The 18,344-nt window shown below is 55.8% G+C and carries 21 protein-coding genes; 10 read left to right on the top strand and 11 right to left on the bottom strand.

Annotated features, from left to right (window positions below; genetic code table 11):
• The first annotated feature begins 26 nt into the window (after positions 1–26).
• Positions 27–488: a hypothetical protein gene (locus AC1XOS_RS08290; RefSeq protein WP_481961745.1), complete on the top strand. Its 462-nt coding sequence runs from the start codon at positions 27–29 to the stop codon at positions 486–488.
• 132 nt (positions 489–620) lie between these two features.
• Here AC1XOS_RS08290 and AC1XOS_RS08285 read toward each other — a convergent pair whose 3' ends face one another.
• From AC1XOS_RS08285 to AC1XOS_RS08275, 3 genes are read right to left on the bottom strand one after another with little or no spacing between them, the layout of a single operon-like run.
• Positions 621–1,523, bottom strand: a complete 903-nt coding sequence (locus AC1XOS_RS08285) for a phosphoribosylaminoimidazolesuccinocarboxamide synthase (protein ID WP_481961744.1) — start codon at positions 1,521–1,523, stop codon at positions 621–623.
• Positions 1,520–2,017, bottom strand: coding sequence for a S26 family signal peptidase (locus tag AC1XOS_RS08280; protein ID WP_481961743.1), 498 nt, complete (start codon positions 2,015–2,017; stop codon positions 1,520–1,522). Before AC1XOS_RS08280 ends, AC1XOS_RS08285 begins: the two co-directional genes overlap by 4 nt.
• 19 nt (positions 2,018–2,036) lie before the next feature.
• Complete coding sequence (locus AC1XOS_RS08275; protein WP_481961742.1) at positions 2,037–3,905, bottom strand: redoxin family protein; 1,869 nt, start codon at positions 3,903–3,905, stop codon at positions 2,037–2,039.
• A 65-nt stretch (positions 3,906–3,970) separates the two neighbouring features.
• Between AC1XOS_RS08275 and gatC the strand changes: the two genes are divergently transcribed.
• The 6 genes from gatC (at position 3,971) to AC1XOS_RS08245 (ending at position 9,583) form a co-directional block, all read left to right on the top strand.
• A complete protein-coding gene (gatC, locus tag AC1XOS_RS08270) occupies positions 3,971–4,270 on the top strand; it encodes an Asp-tRNA(Asn)/Glu-tRNA(Gln) amidotransferase subunit GatC (protein ID WP_481961741.1) in 300 nt (99 codons plus the stop codon).
• Between the two features lie 5 nt (positions 4,271–4,275).
• Positions 4,276–5,736, top strand: coding sequence for an Asp-tRNA(Asn)/Glu-tRNA(Gln) amidotransferase subunit GatA (gatA, locus tag AC1XOS_RS08265; RefSeq protein ID WP_481961746.1), 1,461 nt, complete (start codon positions 4,276–4,278; stop codon positions 5,734–5,736).
• Between the two features lie 95 nt (positions 5,737–5,831).
• The gene (locus AC1XOS_RS08260; protein ID WP_481961740.1) at positions 5,832–6,464 is read left to right on the top strand and encodes a DsbA family protein; all 633 of its coding nucleotides are present in this window, start codon (positions 5,832–5,834) and stop codon (positions 6,462–6,464) included.
• 20 nt (positions 6,465–6,484) lie between these two features.
• On the top strand, positions 6,485–7,864 hold the full coding sequence (locus tag AC1XOS_RS08255) for a tetratricopeptide repeat protein (RefSeq protein ID WP_481961739.1): 1,380 nt from the start codon (positions 6,485–6,487) through the stop codon (positions 7,862–7,864).
• Between the two features lie 640 nt (positions 7,865–8,504).
• Entirely contained in the window at positions 8,505–8,987 is a 483-nt protein-coding gene (locus AC1XOS_RS08250) for an N-acetyltransferase family protein (RefSeq protein ID WP_481961738.1), read from the top strand.
• Entirely contained in the window at positions 8,978–9,583 is a 606-nt protein-coding gene (locus AC1XOS_RS08245; protein ID WP_481961737.1) for a hypothetical protein, read from the top strand. The genes AC1XOS_RS08250 and AC1XOS_RS08245 overlap by 10 nt, the downstream gene beginning before the upstream one ends.
• Before the next feature lie 43 nt (positions 9,584–9,626).
• Here the strand turns inward: AC1XOS_RS08245 and AC1XOS_RS08240 are convergent, their stop codons facing one another.
• The 4 genes from AC1XOS_RS08240 to AC1XOS_RS08225 form a co-directional block, all read right to left on the bottom strand.
• Positions 9,627–9,986: a hypothetical protein gene (locus tag AC1XOS_RS08240; protein WP_481961736.1), complete on the bottom strand. Its 360-nt coding sequence runs from the start codon at positions 9,984–9,986 to the stop codon at positions 9,627–9,629.
• Positions 9,987–10,060: 74 nt separating this feature from the next.
• On the bottom strand, positions 10,061–10,465 hold the full coding sequence (locus tag AC1XOS_RS08235) for an NADAR family protein (RefSeq protein ID WP_481961735.1): 405 nt from the start codon (positions 10,463–10,465) through the stop codon (positions 10,061–10,063).
• 91 nt (positions 10,466–10,556) lie between these two features.
• Complete coding sequence (locus AC1XOS_RS08230; protein ID WP_481961734.1) at positions 10,557–11,249, bottom strand: NUDIX hydrolase; 693 nt, start codon at positions 11,247–11,249, stop codon at positions 10,557–10,559.
• A gap of 120 nt (positions 11,250–11,369) precedes the next feature.
• Positions 11,370–11,825 (bottom strand): hypothetical protein, encoded by a 456-nt coding sequence (locus tag AC1XOS_RS08225; RefSeq protein ID WP_481961733.1) that lies wholly within the window; start codon positions 11,823–11,825, stop codon positions 11,370–11,372.
• A gap of 105 nt (positions 11,826–11,930) precedes the next feature.
• Between AC1XOS_RS08225 and tatA the strand changes: the two genes are divergently transcribed.
• Both tatA and AC1XOS_RS08215 read left to right on the top strand, forming a co-directional pair.
• The gene (gene tatA, locus AC1XOS_RS08220; RefSeq protein ID WP_481961732.1) at positions 11,931–12,098 is read left to right on the top strand and encodes a twin-arginine translocase TatA/TatE family subunit; all 168 of its coding nucleotides are present in this window, start codon (positions 11,931–11,933) and stop codon (positions 12,096–12,098) included.
• 14 nt (positions 12,099–12,112) lie between these two features.
• A complete protein-coding gene (locus AC1XOS_RS08215; protein WP_481961731.1) occupies positions 12,113–13,321 on the top strand; it encodes a S1C family serine protease in 1,209 nt (402 codons plus the stop codon).
• Here the strand turns inward: AC1XOS_RS08215 and AC1XOS_RS08210 are convergent.
• Positions 13,302–14,570, bottom strand: coding sequence for an MFS transporter (locus AC1XOS_RS08210; RefSeq protein ID WP_481961730.1), 1,269 nt, complete (start codon positions 14,568–14,570; stop codon positions 13,302–13,304). The genes AC1XOS_RS08215 and AC1XOS_RS08210 overlap by 20 nt on opposite strands.
• A gap of 240 nt (positions 14,571–14,810) precedes the next feature.
• Between AC1XOS_RS08210 and AC1XOS_RS08205 the strand changes: the two genes are divergently transcribed.
• On the top strand, positions 14,811–15,182 hold the full coding sequence (locus AC1XOS_RS08205; protein WP_481961729.1) for a hypothetical protein: 372 nt from the start codon (positions 14,811–14,813) through the stop codon (positions 15,180–15,182).
• Positions 15,183–15,249: 67 nt separating this feature from the next.
• On the opposite strand, the gene AC1XOS_RS08200 is transcribed toward AC1XOS_RS08205, so the two are convergent.
• From AC1XOS_RS08200 to AC1XOS_RS08190, 3 genes are all read right to left on the bottom strand, one after another.
• Positions 15,250–16,731: a sugar ABC transporter ATP-binding protein gene (locus AC1XOS_RS08200; RefSeq protein WP_481961728.1), complete on the bottom strand. Its 1,482-nt coding sequence runs from the start codon at positions 16,729–16,731 to the stop codon at positions 15,250–15,252.
• Positions 16,731–17,729, bottom strand: a complete 999-nt coding sequence (locus tag AC1XOS_RS08195; RefSeq protein WP_481961727.1) for an ABC transporter permease — start codon at positions 17,727–17,729, stop codon at positions 16,731–16,733. Before AC1XOS_RS08195 ends, AC1XOS_RS08200 begins: the two co-directional genes overlap by 1 nt.
• Positions 17,730–17,849: 120 nt before the next feature.
• Positions 17,850–18,344, bottom strand: a 495-nt coding sequence (locus tag AC1XOS_RS08190; RefSeq protein WP_481961726.1) for a substrate-binding domain-containing protein, incomplete at its 5' end; no start/stop codon positions are given.

The raw sequence follows: 18,344 nt of genomic DNA, 5'->3' as shown, positions 1-18,344 counted from the left end.
GGCGGGTTAAAGCGGTATCATAAACCATGTTGCGCAATATTCCGACTCTCTGGGTCAACGTGCTAGGTGGCATCGGTGCTTTCCTGTGCATCGGAATGAGCTGGCAGGTGTACGCACAACATCGCCACGCCCAGTACGAGCAAAAGCGGCAAGCGGGACTGCGTGAGGTGGTAGCCAACGCCCGACCGGTCATCGCTGCGGTTCGTGCCTATGAAAAGCAACACAAAAAGCCTCCTGAGACGCTAGAAGTCCTCAAGAAAACCTTCCCCAAGCCCGGCCCCATGGCAGAGCGTAGCTGGGAATATCATATCGAAGAGAAGGAAAAACTTTGGACGCTGGCAGTCTCAGTGAATCGTGAGTACACACCCAATAATGGTATTCTGACGTTTGGCGACACTTTTGTCTACCGCTCCAACGGCCAGTACGAGCGAGAAGCCTACGGTGGCATTCTGGAGCGCTTCGGCGAGTGGGGCTACTACTGGGAGTAATCGAGGCGGCGCGGGACTATCTGTAAGCTCCCCCCTAACCCCCGCGTGGCGGGGGGACAATAAGGAATCCGATACCTCTTATCTCCCCCGTTCGGGTACCCCGCGTAGCGAGGGTGGTGGGGCTGGGGGGGATTATTCCGTGAGCCGTCGCCAAGCGTCTGTGTACTTCTCGGCGGTCTTGGCGATGATCTCGGCGGGCAGATCAGGCGGCGGGGCTTGCTTGTTCCAGTCAGGGACGGACTCTAAAAAGTCGCGGAGGAACTGTTTATCGAAGCTGGGCTGCGCGCCGCCGGGCTGGTAGGTGTCGGCGGGCCAGAAGCGCGACGAGTCTGGGGTGAGGGCTTCGTCAATCAAGATCACTTCGTTGTTTTCGTTAAGCCCGAACTCGAACTTGGTGTCGGCGAGGATAATGCCGCGCTTCTCGGCGTGGGCGGCGGCAAAGCTATAGAGCCCTTGCGCGGCGTTCACAACCGCATCGTAGTGCTCGCCTAGGAGTGCTTTTGCCTCATCGGGAGTCATCGGCTCGTCGTGGCCTGCGTCGGCCTTGGTGCTGGGCGTGAAGATCGGGGTGGGGAGCCTATCCGACTCGACGAGGCCAGGCGGCAAAGAATTGCCCCAGAGGTTGGGGCCGTCGGTTTTGTAGGCCTTCCAGCCCGAGCCGGAGAGATAGCCCCGGATCACGGCCTCGATCTTGAGAGGGCGCGTGCGCTTGCAGAGCATCGCCCGGCCCGCCAGGGTTTCGTCCCAGACACCACCAACGGCGGCGAGCGCTTTGGCGATCTCGGTGTCATCGGCGGTAATGAGGTGGTTGGCAATGACGCTCTGGGTGATCCCAAACCAGAACACCGAGAGCTGTGTGAGAATGCGCCCCTTGCCCGGAATGCCCTGGGCCATCACGACATCGAAGGCCGAGATACGATCCGAGGCTACGAGCAAGAGCTGATTCTCGCCCACGGCATAGAGATCGCGCACTTTCCCCTGCCCGAGCTTTTTCAGCCCTTGAATATCTGTTGTTAGGATTGCCTCTGTGCTCAACGCAAGACCTTTCCGATAATCTCCGACTCTAAAACCGCGCCAAAATCGCGGGAGTCAGTGGAGTTGTTGATATTGTCGCCTAGGACATAGATGCCCTTGGGCGTGGTGAGATTGACCATGCCCTCCCGAAAGAGGGTTGCAGTGGGGAACGTCCCCGCAGGCGTGGTAATGGTGGCAGGCCAAGGGCGCGTGCCGCTGGCGTTCTGGATAAAGACCACCCGTTTTACCACGTCCTCATCGCGGTTTTTCATGCCCACACGCACCCCGATGACGATCACATCGCCTTCATGAAGAGGGGAGAAACGCTGCCACGCCTTGAGGATCGTCACCTTTTGCCCTGGCTTCAGTGTAGGAAACATCGAGACACCAACCACTTGTGCCCGACCCAAGCAGAAGTAAGCCCCGACGGCGACGAGGAGGATGGGGATTAGAACCAAACGCTCAATAAACTTGAGACGCTCTAGGCGCTGGCCGCGCGTTGCTTCATCAGGCATGGGTAGCTTTTACTATACCCTACTGCCCTGTCCGTCGCCGCTGGCCAAGGCCACCTAGGAAGTTCTGCATCCGTAGCTGCTGCGTCTTATTGCCCTCGGAGACGACATCAATAAAGCCGATCATCATCTCCTCAAAGGTCTGCTCGCCCCACGTGACCAGCTTGGTCGGGTCGGGGTTGTGCGGGTTCTTGGACGAGTTGTCGTACCAGGCCTCGATCAGAATCTTCGTCCCCGACGGCACTTTCTTGGGTTCTTTGAGCATGTAGCGCGTCTGCCAGTTGAAGTCATACTTGGGCACCGAGAGCAGCGTTTCTTCTTTGCCATCGGGGTAGGTGGCGCTCATGCGGAAGGCTTTTCCACGGACGTGCATGTGGGGCGAGTAGGAGTAGATCGTGGAGCTCACCGGAACCGTAAAGCTCCGCGACGACTTGTAGCTCTCCGCGCCCGGGGGAATCCGCAGGTTCAGGCTCAGAATTCCGATGGTATCCGCGATCTCTTTGGGAGGCTCCTTGGCGAAGATAAAACCAAGCTCGCTCTGGTCGACCTGCTCAGTACCCATGGGAGTGTAGTGCACCTGGAACATCAGATCCGTTCCTTTAGGCACTTTCTTAGCGATTCCCTCAGGGAAGACCATCGGGCTCTCACCGGGGACGTACTCCGCGACAAAGCCGTCCAGACCGTTGGGAACCCCGCCGCGCTTGTCGTATAGGAATACCAGCACATGGTGGACGGCGCTTCGGGCTCCGGGCTTAACCTCGGCGGCCTGAATCCACTTGTCTTCGGTAAAGCCCGTCGGCACACGAAACCACTTATAGGGTAGCACGCCGGTCGCCTGCACTTTGAAGGGCTTGTCCATCTTGAGTACCACGTCGGGCTTGCCGATATTCCAGCCTGCCACAAAGCTCTTCGGCTTGGGCAGCTTCTTCGGGTCGCCCTCAGGCGTGCCTTGCTTGACCCAGGCCAGCACGGTCGCCTTCTCTTTGGCGCTCAGGCTGCGGTCGTTGGCGAAGTTGCCATGGCGGGGATCGGCGTGCCACGGGGGCATGCGGTTGTTATTCACCGTCTCCCCGATCATCGCGCTCCAGCGCTTGGCGTTGGCATAGCTCTGAAGCGGGAACGGCCCCACTTGCCCAGGACGGTGGCAGCTCTCACACTTCTCCTGCAAGATTGGCGCAACGTGCTCCGAGTAGCTCACTTTTCCCACTTCCGGCAAGACAAGCGCCGGAATCGGCTCTGGCTCGCCCTCACCTCGGGCTCCCCCACTTGTGGGGGCGGGGGGGGCAGGCTGGTTTCGGTCAATGAGGCAACCCGGGACATCTGCCGTGCTGGACACAGCGACAGGCTTGCCTGCCAGAAGCGCATCCAGCGCATCGGTTAAGTAGGTCTTGCTCGCCTTGGGCTTGCGGCTCCCGAGGCCGTACTGGTCGTCCACACTGCCCCGGTAGCGCAGCGTGGCTTGCCCGTCCACCACGAGGGCCTCACAAGTGCGGGTGGCTTTCACGTAGTCCACAAACTTCTGCTCGCGGTCGGGAAGAACCGGAAACGTCACGCCCGCCGCTTTTGCCGCCGCGAGGCTCTGCGCATTGGTCTCGCTGCCATTGGGGTTGACCGCGACAAACGCCACGCCCTTAGCCTCGTATTTTTTTGCCAGTGCCGCCAGCTTGGGCAGAGAGAGCTTGGCAATCGGGCAGTCGGCACCCATCACGTAGAAAACCGCGGCTTTTTTCCCGGCGAGGCCATAGAAGTGAAACTCCTTGCCATCCACGGTCTTGGTGCGAAAATCGGGTAGTTTTGCGCCGATCAGCGGGGCGCTAATCTTGTGTGGCTGTGCGATCGTGGCGACGACCAAAACCGCAGGAATCGTGAGGGCAAGGGCAAGCGTTTTCATAGCACTCTTAAAGACAACAAAAATCGGGTTTTGGTTCACGAATTTTGGGGCGGTATAATGGCCTCATGGCCTTGACTACGGAAGATGTCCGTAAGGTCGGGACGCTGGCCCGCCTTGCCCTCGCAGACGACGAAATTGCGACGATTACCCCCCAGCTCAATGACCTCCTGGATCAGTTTGCACGGCTTCAACAGCTTGACACGACGGGTGTCGTGCCCACAAGTCACGCGGTGCCGGTGAAAGCGCTGCTGCGCGAGGATGAAATAACTCCCTCGCTCTCGCAGGCCGAGGTGCTGAAGCTCACGGCGCACACGGATGAGATCATGGGCGGCTTTATCGTCCCGCAAGTGCTGGCAGGAGACTAGGCATGATGCAGCTAACCCATTTAACCGCCACCGAGATCGTGGCTAAAGTGAAGGCAAAAGAAGTCACGGCCCGCGCGGTTACCGAGGCGTTTCTGGCGCGAATTTCTGCCCACGATGAGTCCGTCGGGGCGTTTCTGACCGTGATGCGCCAGCAGGCTCTTGCGCAGGCCGATGCCGTGGACGTAAAGATCGCCGCCGGCGAAGACCCCGGCCCACTGGCGGGCGTTCCGGTTGCGCTCAAAGACAATATGTGCACGGTTGGTGTCGAGACTACTTGTGCAAGCAAGATTCTCAAAGGCTTCGTGCCGCCTTATGATGCCACGGTGGTGGAAAAGCTCCAAGCTGCCGGTGCGATTGCGATTGGCAAGACCAACTTAGACGAGTTTGCGATGGGCTCGTCCACGGAGAACTCCGCACTGCAGCTCACCCGCAACCCGTGGGATCTCTCCAAAGTGCCTGGTGGCTCGTCGGGGGGGAGTGCGGCAGCCGTCGCGGCGGACTTTGCGCCCCTCTCGCTCGGCTCGGACACCGGTGGCTCGATCCGCCAGCCCGCGAGCTTCTGTGGCGTTGTGGGAGTCAAGCCCACCTATGGCCGCGTCAGCCGCTATGGCTTAGTCGCGTTTGCGTCGTCGCTGGACCAGATCGGGCCGTTCGCCAAGAACATCGAAGACGCCGCCTTAGTGATGAACGTCCTCTCAGGCCACGATCCACACGACTCGACCAGCGTGCCGCAAGCCGTTCCTGACTACACCAAGGCGCTCACCGGCGATATTTCCGGCCTGCGCATCGGCATCCCAAGCGAGTACTTCGCTGCCGGGATCGCCCCGGAGATTCGCATTCTCGTCCAGAGCGCCATTGGCGTGCTACGTGGCCTCGGTGCCGAAGTGGGGGAGTGCTCGCTGCCGCATACCGAGTACACGCTCCCGGCCTACTACATCGTCGCCCCCGCCGAAGCGTCTTCGAACCTCGCCCGCTACGATGGCGTGCGCTACGGCCACCGAACGCAGAAAGCGACCAGCCACATTGATCTCTTCGAGAAGAGCCGCGAGGAGGGCTTTGGCGACGAAGTCAAGCGGCGCATCCTCATCGGCACCTACGCGCTCTCGGCGGGCTACTACGATGCGTTTTATCTCAAAGCCCAGCAAGTGCGCACGCTGATCCAGCGCGACTTTGAGCAGGCGTTTGAAAACTTCGATGTGCTCATCACGCCCACGGCCCCGACCACAGCTTTCGGGATTGGGGAGAAGACCGACGACCCGCTGGCGATGAAGCTCTCGGACATCTGCACTCTCTCGGCGAACTTAGCGGGAATCCCTGCGCTCTCCCAGTGCTGTGGCTTTGACACGCATGGCCTGCCCGTCGGGATGCAGCTCCTCGGCCCCGCGTTCTCCGAGGAGCTGCTCTTTAAAGTCGCCCACGCATATGAACAGCAAACGGACTGGCATACCCGGCGGCCCGTGCTTTAGAGAAAATCAACTCAGCCTGTCAAAACAGGCTGAGACGAAGCTCGAAATGAAAATACTTCTTGACACTCAGATAACTCTACTATAAAATTATCATTGTGGATAAAGTAGAATCTAAAAAGAATACTATGGTTATGCTAGCCTGCTTCGTTGCATCGGCTGGTTTGGTATTCGGTTTGGGCTATGCAAGAGTCACTAAAAAGCGCCCCCCGCCCCCCCCGAAACTTCTGAATATTAAGGCTTCTCAAGTTCTTGGTAGTAGGGTTAATAACCCTCGTACTCCTATTTTAGTAGAGTTTTTTGATTATGAATGCCCTCCTTGTAAATCAGTAAATACGTTCGTTGAGTTACTGATCAAAAATAACACAGATAAGATTGAGTTGCATCGTCGTCATTTTCCTTTGAAAATGCATAAAAATGCTGAAGCCGCAGCTGTATTCTCAGAGCAGTGCAAGATTATTGGTAAGATTCCTGATATACACCAGATTTTAATTACTGAAGATGCTATAAACCGCAGTTATATTGCTGATATTTCTAAGAAATATAAAATCTCAAACAGTGATTTATCTTTATCTTTACAGAAGTCTACTGCTATTGTGAAAGAAGATATTAAGGCAGGGAAAATAATTGGAGTGCAAGGGACTCCGACATTTTATTTGTGTAAAGATGATCGTGTGTACGAAATAAAAGATTTAAAGCAAGTTATAAGTTTTTTGGGTCTTAAAAAATGAGTAAAACAAAAATAGATATTGTGAAAAAATTATTATACATATTTTGTATTTTTACGTTATTTCCATTTTCATCTTATGGGCAAGATGAAAATGGATATCTTGATTCCGGTTTGCGTTTAGTTCGTAGTAACCGAAGATTGGAAGATGCAATATTAAAGTTAGAGCAAGCAAAAAAAAACCAACCAGAAAACCGGCAATGTTATCTGGCACTAGCTGCCGCCCAAGCAGGCAGGTCGGTAATGATTGCTCAAGCAGAATACAATCGTTCATGGCTTGAGAACGACATGGATACATTCAAAAAAAATCTAACTAATTGGAGTAAGAATAATACAAATCCAACTTCACCCTGGTATTCGAAGCCTATGCCTGAGAAGCCATATATTAAGACATTCGATGATAATTTAAAGTACGATAGATCAAAAAATGACTCTGATAAAAGAATGAGTGAACTCATTGATTTGTCTTTATATAATACTTCTGAATCTTTAAAGTTATGTAAAAATAATAAAGAGAAAGCGAATGCGTATTATTTTCTTGGTTGGGTAAAATTTTTGAAAAATAATGTTTTCAAAATAGCCAGAATAGCAAAAAAAATAACAGATGAAAATATACAAGAAGATTTTGAGAAAGCAATTGAACTTGATCCTGAGAATCATTTATATTATAGATCGTTAGCTGATTCATATTTTAACACTCAAGGAGAAATTACTAAAGAAGGAGAAAAAATAGGATTACAAAAGATTGTAAATTTATATCAAAAATCTTTGTTTTTAAATAGCAAGCAACCACTTGTCATTTGGAGATTATTTCGATTTTATTCGTCTGGAGATGTTAACCTTGATAATCAATCAGAAGAAAATAATAAGTATAGTAAAATGTCTGAGAAATATTATAAAGATAATGGTTTGTTGTATTTGTATAGGTATTTAAGTTTGTCAAAAACGGATAAAATATCAACAGCTAATCAATTAGAAATTGTGTCCAGTCTTCTGAAAACTGATAAATCGTACGATGTAAATTATACTCCTGAATTTCAAGGATATCTAAATCAGTCTCTCAGCCAAATGTTTAATTGTAGTGTAAAATATAATTTTATGTCTGATTTTAACAAATCTTTAAATATGATTAACCAAATAGAAATTGATACTAAAAAGAAAATCGACTTGATGATTAAATTTGTTATGCATATGTTAGATACTAGCTTCTCAAACTTAAAAACATATTCGCTAATGAGTCAAATGTTACCAACTGGACTTACTATTGTTAGATCGGAGGTTTACAAGAAGATATCAGGAGAAGATCAACAGAAAATCATTGATGAGATAATCTCAATTCAAAAAGAAATCACTCGTCGTCGTGAAGTGAAACTTACAAGTGTATATTTTACTTCATTCCCATAAAAGAAAGAAACTTAAATATGAAACTACGGATTGCTGTGTCATGCCTTCTAGGTATTATGTTAGGCGGTATTAGTCTTGGTCTTGTTGCGAAAGCAAATATCCCTGACGAGGATGAACCGCGAGATTTCTGTCCCTGGTATTGTGGGCAATATTATTCAGAAGGAAGTCTTCCTTATAATACATGTGTGGCTTCATGTAAGCATGGAGCTGAAGTGTGCCGATCTCAAAGTCAGGCAGGTTGTATAACATGCTGCAGTAACTTCTGTGCTGGTGATACTACTGGAATCTGCTATAGTAACTGCGTACATCATGCTCGCGAATGTTATCAGACCCCTGAAACTCCTAACTAAATTTTTTGAGTACAGGATATTTTTTGAAATCACTATATTGATGATATTTATTGGTACTTGATGACGAAATTAATTCCGTCTTTTATTGACAGTAAGTATCGGCATCGTGAAGGTTTGAATCTTTGTCCTGTACTCAGTAATTTTTATTCTAATTTAATAGAACTTATTGAAACTAAATAGCTCCTCGGCCCCGCGTTCTCCGAAGGGCTGCTCTTTAAAGTCGCCCACGCCTACCAACAAGCCACGGACTGGCATACTCGTCGGCCTAGTCTTTAAAAGGCGATATGACAATGCCTATCTCCGTTCGACTCGCCACCCGTGCTGATGCTTCAGAGTTTCTGGCTCTGATCCAAGCCCTCGCCGACTATGAAGAACTCTCTGGCCCTACCGAAGATGCCCAAAAGCGCTTAGTTGCCGATGCCTTTGACTGCCAGCCGCCGCGCTTTTTTGTGCACCTTGCCTTTGAGGAAAATAACCCGGAGCCACTGGGCTACACGATTACTTTCTTCACTTACTCCACTTTTTTGGCCAAGCCGACGCTCTTTCTCGAAGACTTTTTCGTGCGTCCGGCGGCACGCTCTAAAGGGGCAGGCAGCGCACTCTTTGACTTTCAGGTGCACGAGGCCAAGCGCCTGGGCTGTGGGCGTATGGAGTGGACGTGTCTCGACTGGAACGAGCTGGCGCAGGGCTTCTACAACAAGCGTGGCGCGACGCACTTGGCGGACTGGTGGATGTATCGCTTGACCGAGGAGGACTTTACCCGATGGAACTAGCTGACCCGGAGCTTGCCGTCCTTTGGCATCTCTATGACTCCGGCCCACGTGAGCCGATTGTCTTGCTGGACGATGCCCGCAACGCTCCTCCGCCCCCGCTCTTGCGCGGCCAGCTCTCGGAGGAGCATGTCACGCAGGCTCTAGCAAGCCTTGTCGAGCGTGGCCTGGTGCGGCTCTGGAGCGAGTCCGAGCTGGAAGCGGAGCAGGCAAAGTGGGAGAGCGAGAAGCTCCCCCGAGGCTTTGGCGTGGACTTAGACGATCTCGATGTTGGCTGGGCAGATCTGACACGTGAGGGCTGGCGGATTGCGCTCAACCGCTGGGGAATGGACCGGCGCTTCACCAGCTACGACGATAGCACACCGGGGGTCTTGGTGATCTACAGCGAGTCGCCTGCCGGGTGCATGACCGAGCGCGACCGGCTGACCTACAAGATTGACAACGGCCAGTTCTACACCTACGGCCTCATCCCCCAGCCCGGCCCCGTGACCCGTGTGGGGGAGATTGAGAACCTTAAAGGCTGGTGGTACAACCGCTTCCACCTCATCCGCCCCGGCTACAGCGCTAAAATTGAGTACGTTCCCTCTCCCGCCGATTGAAAGCGGCGTCTGGAGGCGCAAGCGCCAAAAAGTCGCTCCGCGACTACGGGCGTGGTCGAAACTCTCCGATCACTTCGATCTCTCCGATCAGCGCAGTGTTGAAGTCGTCCAGCTCCTCGGCGGGAATCCAGTACTCGTCGTGGCTACCGATTGCACCGACGGTTTTGAGTTCGTAGCGGCTGAGAAACTCCGTCGAAACGCTGAAGCGTGTGACATAGCCGACGAAGCCCGAGGCGGCGTCTTTCGTGTTCCAGTCGCGTGCGATTTGGATGGCGTAGCTCTCGCTGGTGACGGGGTAGAAGATGGGCTGTTGGGGCAGGCGTGGCGGAAAGGCCCGAAAGCCACTTGTAGCGATCAGGTCAAGCTCTGCCTGTCCCACAGGCCGGTAAAGCGTTGTCGTCATCTATCTCTCTCCTTCGCCGCCGGTTGGAAACCGGCGTCTGCAATGGCACTGCGTGCCGCGAAGCCCGTTCCGGGCTAGCCTCCCCCTGGCTCGTTCCTCGCCATCCGGGTGCCCTCAGGGCGCGGCTTCGCGAAGAGGGAGTAATTTTGTAGCCCGGCACGGGCTTTGCGGCGGAACGCCACTGTTGACGCCTCATTCCATGGGGCGGCTACTCCGTCTGGTAGCCCTCGCCGGTTGCCAGCAGAAGCTCGGTCAGCTCGGGGTGGGCGGTGGCGCTCACGGCCTTTCTCAGCGGCTTCCATCGGCGTAGCAGCGAGCCGGATCTCGTCTTGGTGCTCAGAGAATCCCACAAACTTCTGCGCCTGGAAGTAGTGCTTACTAGTCGGCCAGAGCTTTCCGTCAAGCGTGAAGGGGTGCGCCGAAAAGTTGGAGAAGACCCCGTAGGGCACCTCGTTGGTGCGGTAAAAGTAGATTGCCATAATTTACTTGTCGTTTATACACGAAGTTTTGCTAAATAACAAATTCCTCCTCCTCCCAGGATTGGGAGGAGGGGGCTAGGGGGAGGAGGGTTTAATCCAGAAAAACAGGTTCGCGCTTGGTGAAGCTAAAGAGCTGCGCGGGGCGGTGGGCACCACCACGGCGCTGCTTCTCCAGACCCTCAAGCAGCTCGGTGGAGAGCATCTTCTTGCGGAAGTTGCGCTTGTCTAGCTCGCGGCCTAGGATAATCTCGTAGACTGTCTGGAGCTCGGTAAGCGTGAACTCGGGGGCGAGCAAGGCGTAGGCGACACTGGTGTAGCCCAGCTTGGCACGCAGGCGGCTCAGTGCTGTCTTCACGATCTCCGCGTGGTCAAAGGCTAGCGGAGGCAGCGCATCGGCGGGCCACCACTGCGCCTCGGCGGCGTCGGTACCCGCACGGGGCGAGATGCTGGGCTCGGGGAGAAGTGCGTAGTAGGCCACGGAGATCACACGGGTGCGGGGATCACGGTTCACATTGCCGAACGAGTAGAGCTGCTCTAAAAACTCTGCACCCGCAACACCCGTTTCCTCCGTCAGCTCACGATGGGCAGCCGCATCGAGTCCCTCGGACATCTGAACAAAGCCACCAGGCAGAGCCCAGTGACCCTCGAAGGGCCAGACACCGCGCTTGATGAGCAGCACATGGAGCTTGCGCTCGCGGGCAGTAAAGGCGACAACATCAACGGTGACAGAGGGGCGCTCGAAAGCATTCGGGTCGTATGGAGTGGGAGAGTCTGTTGTACTCACTTTTATCCTGTAGTTATTTAATCTCGATTTTAAGATTGATACCTAAAACCGTCACTGTAAAGTCTACCCGCTACATAGCGAAAAAGCCGTATTCTCCGCTTTTTTTATGAATTTTTAGGCTCAGGCGGCTATTGAGTTAGAGTAGGAGCGCGTTTGAGAAGCGGCGGGGGCACGTGGTGTGAGAACCTGAAGTAAGTACGGGAGGTCTTCACGGTCGGGCACCATGAGCACAATGCCGTGTTTAGGGAAACGCACCGCTCCACGAAGCCGTAGGCCCGTGATGATCTCTCCCACTTCCACAGGCTGCTGGGCGAGTGTGCCGAGGACAAGCGTGGTGTTTTCCAGGTGCAGAGTAGCCTCCCCGGAGGCATTTAGGGCAAAACGAGCCGGTCGATTGTGGAGACCCGCTCCACTAACACGCAGATCCATGCCCTCGGGTAGGTGTACGTGTGAGCTGCCGTAGGACGGAACCTGGGTCTCCCCGGAGCGAACAAAGAAGCCGAGATTCTGTTGGGCAGCAAGCGCGGCCCAGAGCCGCTTGACGGGGGCTTGGATTGTCCGGAGCAGTGCGTTCATGACAAAGATCATTGGCGGAGAAAGAATATAGCCTTAGTAGCTTTAGTTGAAAATTTTCAAGCACTATAGAACTCGCGATAAAATAGGAGACTAGAGGAAATCAAGATGCTATCGTTTGCGTATTGGACATCTCCCAGCATGTGGCTGGTGATCGTTTTGGTTGTCGTATTGTTCTTTGGAGCCCCGAAGCTCCCTCAGCTTTTTAAGGGCTTGGGGCAGGCAACGCGCGAGTTTAAAGAAGGAATCGACGAGCCCGAGGCCCGGAAAGAGTAGCTAGGCCAGCTGCGATGAAAACGGCGCTTGCCTATGGGGCGACGTTTGTGACGGGGTTTGCGGCCTGTGCGCTGATTCTCTATCTGGCGCAAGGTCGACCAAGCGTCGGGCGTGAGGCAACCCTGCCGCCCGGACGTCAGGCACTCTCGCAGGCCTTGGCAAAAAGTCCCTCAGGTAGTGGTGGGCACGCTCTCTCCGGGTTGCCGTCGGTTGCCGATGCGGCAGCCCGTGTTGCTCCTGCAGTGGTTAGTATTGAGGTCGAGGGACATGAGAGCGTCCCTGGGCGTGGGTTCTTCGGGCAGTTTCGCACAGAAGATCGGCGCTTTGAAGGCTCGGGGTCGGGCATTATTCTCTCGGCAGAGGGCTATGTCCTGACGAACTATCATGTCATCTCCCCGCTGATTAGCCAGCCGACGGCCAAGTGTCAGGTGACGCTCGCCGATGGTCGCCGCTTCTCGGTGACTGTGATCGGGGGGGATCAGGCCAGTGACCTCGCCGTGATCAAGCTACTAGGGGCAAAGACCCTCACTCCGGCGCTACTGGGCGACTCGGACACGCTTCGGGTAGGTGACTGGGCAATCGCGGTGGGCAGCCCGCTGGGCTTTAACTCCACGGTCACGCTGGGGATTATCTCCGCCCTGAACCGCCAGTACCCGCACCAAGATAGCACTGCCGTCGAGCGCGTCATCCAGACCGATGCCTCCATCAACCCTGGCAACTCAGGAGGAGCCCTCGCCAATGGTGAAGGCCGCGTGATCGGGATCAACACTGCCATTGCCACCACAAGTGGAGCTGCCGCTGGAATTGGGTTTGCCATTCCGATCAACACCGCCCGCAAGATCGCCGCACAGCTCATCGAGAACGGCAAGATGCTCCGGCCCTATCTCGGCGTGGTCTACACCCCGCTCTCCGAAGTCGAGCGAAGCGCCCTACCAGGGAGCCTAACCCTACCTCCCGACAATCAAGGCGTGCTGGTGCATGCCAACAACGGAGCCGCGGTGGTGCAGGGCTCACCCGCCCAAAAGAGCGGCATTCTGGAGTGGGATATTCTGCGCACCGCCGACGGAAAGCCACTCGACGATAGTGAGGGGCTCCGCAAGATCATTGCCAGCCATGCGGTCGGAGAGGTGCTCAAGCTCACCCTCTGGCGCAATGGCACCGAGCAAGAGCTAGCCATTCCCCTCGAAGAGATGCCCGAGGGCTTCAGCCAGCCGAATCGGTAGCAAGCGGTACAAGAGTCTGCTTGGCGCGGCGTAGGCCGGGGGAGAGAATCACGGCGAGCAAGGCACTGGCTGCGGCAAGACTTGCTCCAAGCGCCATGGCATGGGCCGCATTCGTGTGCGACGCCACCACTCCCGCCCACGCGCTCCCAAAGGGTGTGAGCCCCATCATCAGAAACGCATGAACCCCCATCACCCGCCCTCGGAGTGCATCGGGTACCGAGGCTTGGATCAGGCTATTGCTCGTCGCAAAGACACAGATCATGCAAAACGACGAGAGCGGGGCAAAGAGAAACGCCAGCTCTAGCCGATGGCAGAGCGCGGTTCCCAGCGAGAGAAGAGGGTAGAGGACTGCACCAATCGTGACGATCCGGCCCTTGAGCGGCGACGACGAGAGCAGGGTGCAGAGAATCGCTCCGAGTAGCGCTCCAACACCACGGGCACTCATGAGCTGGCTGTAGTGGGTGGCATCTGCTCCTAGAGTAAACTTGGCCAGAGCGGGCAAGAGAATCCAGTCGCCGGTCATGAAGATCGAAAAGCTCGCCAGAATCGCCATCATCGCCACAATCGGGGGGTGCTGCTTGAGATAGCCAAAGGCGATATTGACCCCCTTGAGCGGCGACTCTTTCCCCGTGGCACGCGGCGCAAAGTCGCCGCGCATCAGGCAGAGCCCCACAATCACGGCGATATACGAGAGGCCATTTGCCAGAAAACACGGAGCCATCGCGCGCTGCTTATCCGCAATCAGAAAGCCCGCCAGCGCAGGCCCGAGCACCCGAGCGGCATTGAAGAGTGAGGAGTTGAGCCCTATGGCATTGTGAAGATCGTCTTTGCCCACGAGCTCGACAATAAACGACTGACGCGCCGGGATATCAAAGACATTGGTGATCCCCAGCAAGACCGCAAAGATCGCCACGTGCCAGAGGCGCACCTGATCGGCATAGACCAGCGCCGCCATGATCAGGGCCAGCGACCCCTGAGCGACCTGTGCCCACAAGACAATCTTATGCTTGGAGAAGCGATCCGCCAGCCAGCCGCCATAGAACGCTCCGAGGAGCATTGGCAGCGACCCAAGCGTCATCACCCAGCCTTGGGCGGCACTCGCCTCTTTCTCACTGCCCGCCAGCAGCGCCACCAGCCACCCTTGCGCCGTCATCTGCATCCACGAGCCGATCAGCGAGATCGCCTGTCCCGAGAAGAAAAGCTGGTAGTTGCGATGGCGGAGGGCAGAGAAAGCAGCAGGTGTTGGCACGCTTCTATGCTATCACGGGAGGCACATTGTCCCGCCGGTTGGAGCGGCAGGACTAACGAGCGCTTCGCGCTACAAAGGCCGCAAGCGGCCGTCTGAAAACTAGCGCGGTACACTTTAATGATGCCAGAACGTAGCCCGAAGATCGAAGAAATACTCCAACGGCATCGCGAGAGACAGCAAGATTGGCGTGGGAAAGCACAGCGTTCTTTCCCTGAGTTTCAGGCGGAAGCCACCGCCGCTGTGAATGTATTGGACTGGCTGACGTTTCTCTACCAAAAGATCGAAGAGAGCTATGTGACGTCCCCACCCGATGATCATTTTCTAAAGCGTGCGGTTTGGTATGCCTATGATTGTTCGGAAGTTCCCAGAGTGACAGACATTGGAGAATGTGATCCGTCAACAAGCGCCAATATTGGCTTCTGGGCACGGCTCGCTACTAATCCCACAGTTCGGGCTGATCTAGGGCGCTGGTGGGAATATTGGATTCTTGAAGCCCACAAAGAGTGGGTTTGTTACTGGCTGACAGAAGCGGAGTGGGAAGAGCTTCTGAATGGCTACCGAGCGCAACGGCTAGAGCGCTACCGAGCAAAAGCACGAAAACGAAGGACATAACACTAATCTCCCCTCTCCCCTTCCTCCCAGGATTGGGAGGAGGGGCCGGGGGAGGAGGGTATTCGGTCTACTCCACGGCGAGGTGCAGGACGTCTTCTTGGGTGGCCTTGGTGGCGTCTTCGATCTCGCCGGTGATCTTGCCGCCGCGCATCACCAGAATCCGATCGCTCATGCCGAGCACTTCGGGGAGCTCGGAGGAGATCATCAGGATGGCTTTTCCCTCGGTGGCGAGCTTGCGCATGAGCACGTAGATCTCGTACTTGGCCCCGACATCCACGCCGCGTGTGGGCTCGTCGAAGATCAGAATCTCGGAGTTGGCTTGGAGCCACTTAGCCAGCACGACTTTCTGCTGGTTGCCGCCGGAGAGATTTCGTGCGAGCTGCTCTTGGTGCGGGGTTTTAATCAGCAGGCTCTCGACATAGCCCCCAAACGCCTCGCGCTCTTTATTGCCGTCTATAAACCCGAGCTTGCCAAGCTTCTCTAGGTTGGGCAGGCCGAAGTTGTTGCGGAGCGCCAGATCCAGCACCAAGCCTTGGCGCTTTCTATCCTCGGTGAGAAGGCAGATTCCCGCTTTTACGGCTTCTTGTGGCGAGCGCAGGGGGAGTGTCTTGCCATCGAGAACCACCTCGCCGCCGTCTTTTGAGTCGGCCCCGAAGAGCAGGCGGGCGACTTCGGTCCGGCCCGCCCCCACGAGGCCTGAGAGGCCCAGAATCTCGCCGCGCCGAAGCTCAAACGAGACGCCTTGCACCGCTCTTCCCCGGCGCAGGTTCTTCACCACCAGCCGCGCCTCGCCGATGACTTGCTTCGGGTCGCGTGGGGGGAACTCGGCGGAGAGGGCACGCCCCACCATAGACTCGATGAGCTTGGGACGTGTCCACTCCGAGACAGGCTTGGTGGCGATCCACTGGCCATCGCGCATGATGGTGGCGGTGTCGCAGAGCTGGAAGATCTCATCTAAGCGGTGTGAGACATAGACAATCCCGATTCCCTGGGCTTTTAAATCTCTTACAATGGCAAAGAGCGCGTCCACTTCCCGGCCCGAGAGCGCCGCTGTGGGCTCGTCCATGACCAAGATTTTTGCGTTCTGGGAGAGCGCTTTTGCGATCTCAACCAGCTGCTGCTCGGCTACCGTCAGCTCCCCGACGGGCGTCGTGGCATCAAACGGCGCAGCGAGGCTCTGGAGAATCCCTTGGGCCGCCGCGTTTTCGTCGGCGCGGGTGATAAAGCCGCCCTTGGTCTTCTCCCGGCCCAGAAACAAGTTCTCCGCCACCGAGAGCTGCGGAATAAGATTGAACTCCTGGTAGATCACCGCGATGCCGCGCTCCGTGGCATCGCGCGGCCCGGCAAGGGTGACCTGCTCGCCGTTTAAGTGAATCGTCCCCGCATCGGGCTGGTGCGCTCCCGAGAGCACTTTGAGCAGCGTGGACTTGCCCGCCCCGTTCTCCCCGAGCAGCGCATGGATCTCGCCCGCTTCTAGCTCCAGCCGCCCCTCACGAATCGCCAAGACGCCGGGGAAGGACTTCTGGATTCCCTCCATCTTGAGGAGCATTATTCGTGGCCACCTTTTTGTTGGAGTGCGGTGACAAGAACCGCGAAGAGGAGCACGCAACCGACCACAGTCCCGCGCCAGATGTCCGGGTTGGAGAAGGTGAAGTTGATCGCAGAGAGAATCGTGATCACTAAAGTAGCGCCTAAGATCGTCCCCGGCACCGAGCCACGTCCGCCCGTTAGGCTCGCGCCGCCGACCACAGCCGCCGCAACGGCGTCTAGCTCGTAGCCTTGACCGAGCTGCGGGTTGCCCTGCCGTCCGTAGCCCGCCCAGAGGATTCCCGCCAGGCCGCCCAGAAGCGCACTGACTCCGTAGGCGAAGAGCTTGATCTTAAAGATATTCACCCCGGAGAGGCGGGTTGCCTGTTCGTTGCCGCCCAGTGCGTAGAGATAGCGCCCGATCCGGGTTCGAGTAAGGAGAATATGCGCCACGACGGCCACCATGACGAGCATCGTCCAGAGCGGCCAGCCCTTGGAGAGATCGGTGATCAGCGGGTAGTCATTGAGGGAGATCGGGAGCTGCTTGTTGACGATCAGCGACTGGCTGCGGAGCACCAAGAGCGCGGCAAGGGTCACCACAAAGGGCGGCAGCTTGAGCTTGTGGATCAGAGTCGCGTGGAGCAGCCCGATAGCTAGCGCGCAGAGGAGCGTGAGGACAATGGCGAGTAGCGCGGCGGGGCCCGCGATAAGCCCCACCGAGAACTTCGTGACAAAGAGCGCCACCAGCATCCCTGCAAAGGCGATGATCGAGCCGAGAGACAGATCAATGCCGCTAGTAATGATCACAATGGTCTCGCCGATGGCAAAGAGCGACAGAAGGGCCACTTGCTGCAAGATATTGGTCATGTTGAGTGGCCCAAAGAAGTTGGCACGTTGCTCCGTGAATGCCATTCCGAGGCAGAGCAGGGCAAGCACTGCCACCACGCTCAGCTCCCGCGACTTGAGCAGCCGAGCCACGATGCCCGATCCTGCCTGTTTTCCCATATCCTTAACCGCCACTCTTATTCGTTCCTATCTGACGCAAAAATCAATACATAATACACTTTAGAAAATCAAAAGGCCATGCGTCAGATGGCGCACAGCCTTTGTGAAATAACCTCCTTCTGTGGGAGATTGTGCTTATGTGGACTTGAGGCCGAGTTTTTTCATGTTCTCGACAAACGGAGCGACATTCTCGGGGGTGACCGTGGTCACGCCGGTGTCGATCTTGTTGCCGTCCACTTTCATTCCAGCCTTCTCCAGCTCGGGCTTCAGCTCCTCAATCGCGGCCTTGAGGCCCTTGCGGTTGATGAGGTAGAGCAGCTTGGCCGAGAGGCGACCAAACTCGTAGGGCTTCTGAATAACAGCGGCATCCACTTTCTTGGCTTCCAGGCCCGCGAGGGTCTCAGGAGCGCCGTCAAAGGTGATGATCTTGACCTTGCCGAGCAGCTTGGCACTCTCGACGGCATTCAGGATCGCCGGGCCATCGTAGGCCCAGATTCCTAGGAAGCCGTTGATCTTGTCGCCGTACTTGGTGATGGCGTCCTGGACATTGCGCTGCGCCTTGAGCGGGTCGGCCTGGTCCTGGAACGGCTCCTGGAGCATCTCGATCTTGCCCTTGGTGGCGTCCTGGAA

This window comes from Armatimonas sp. (genome assembly GCF_964826245.1).
This window is presented reverse-complemented; position numbering and strand designations above follow the sequence as displayed.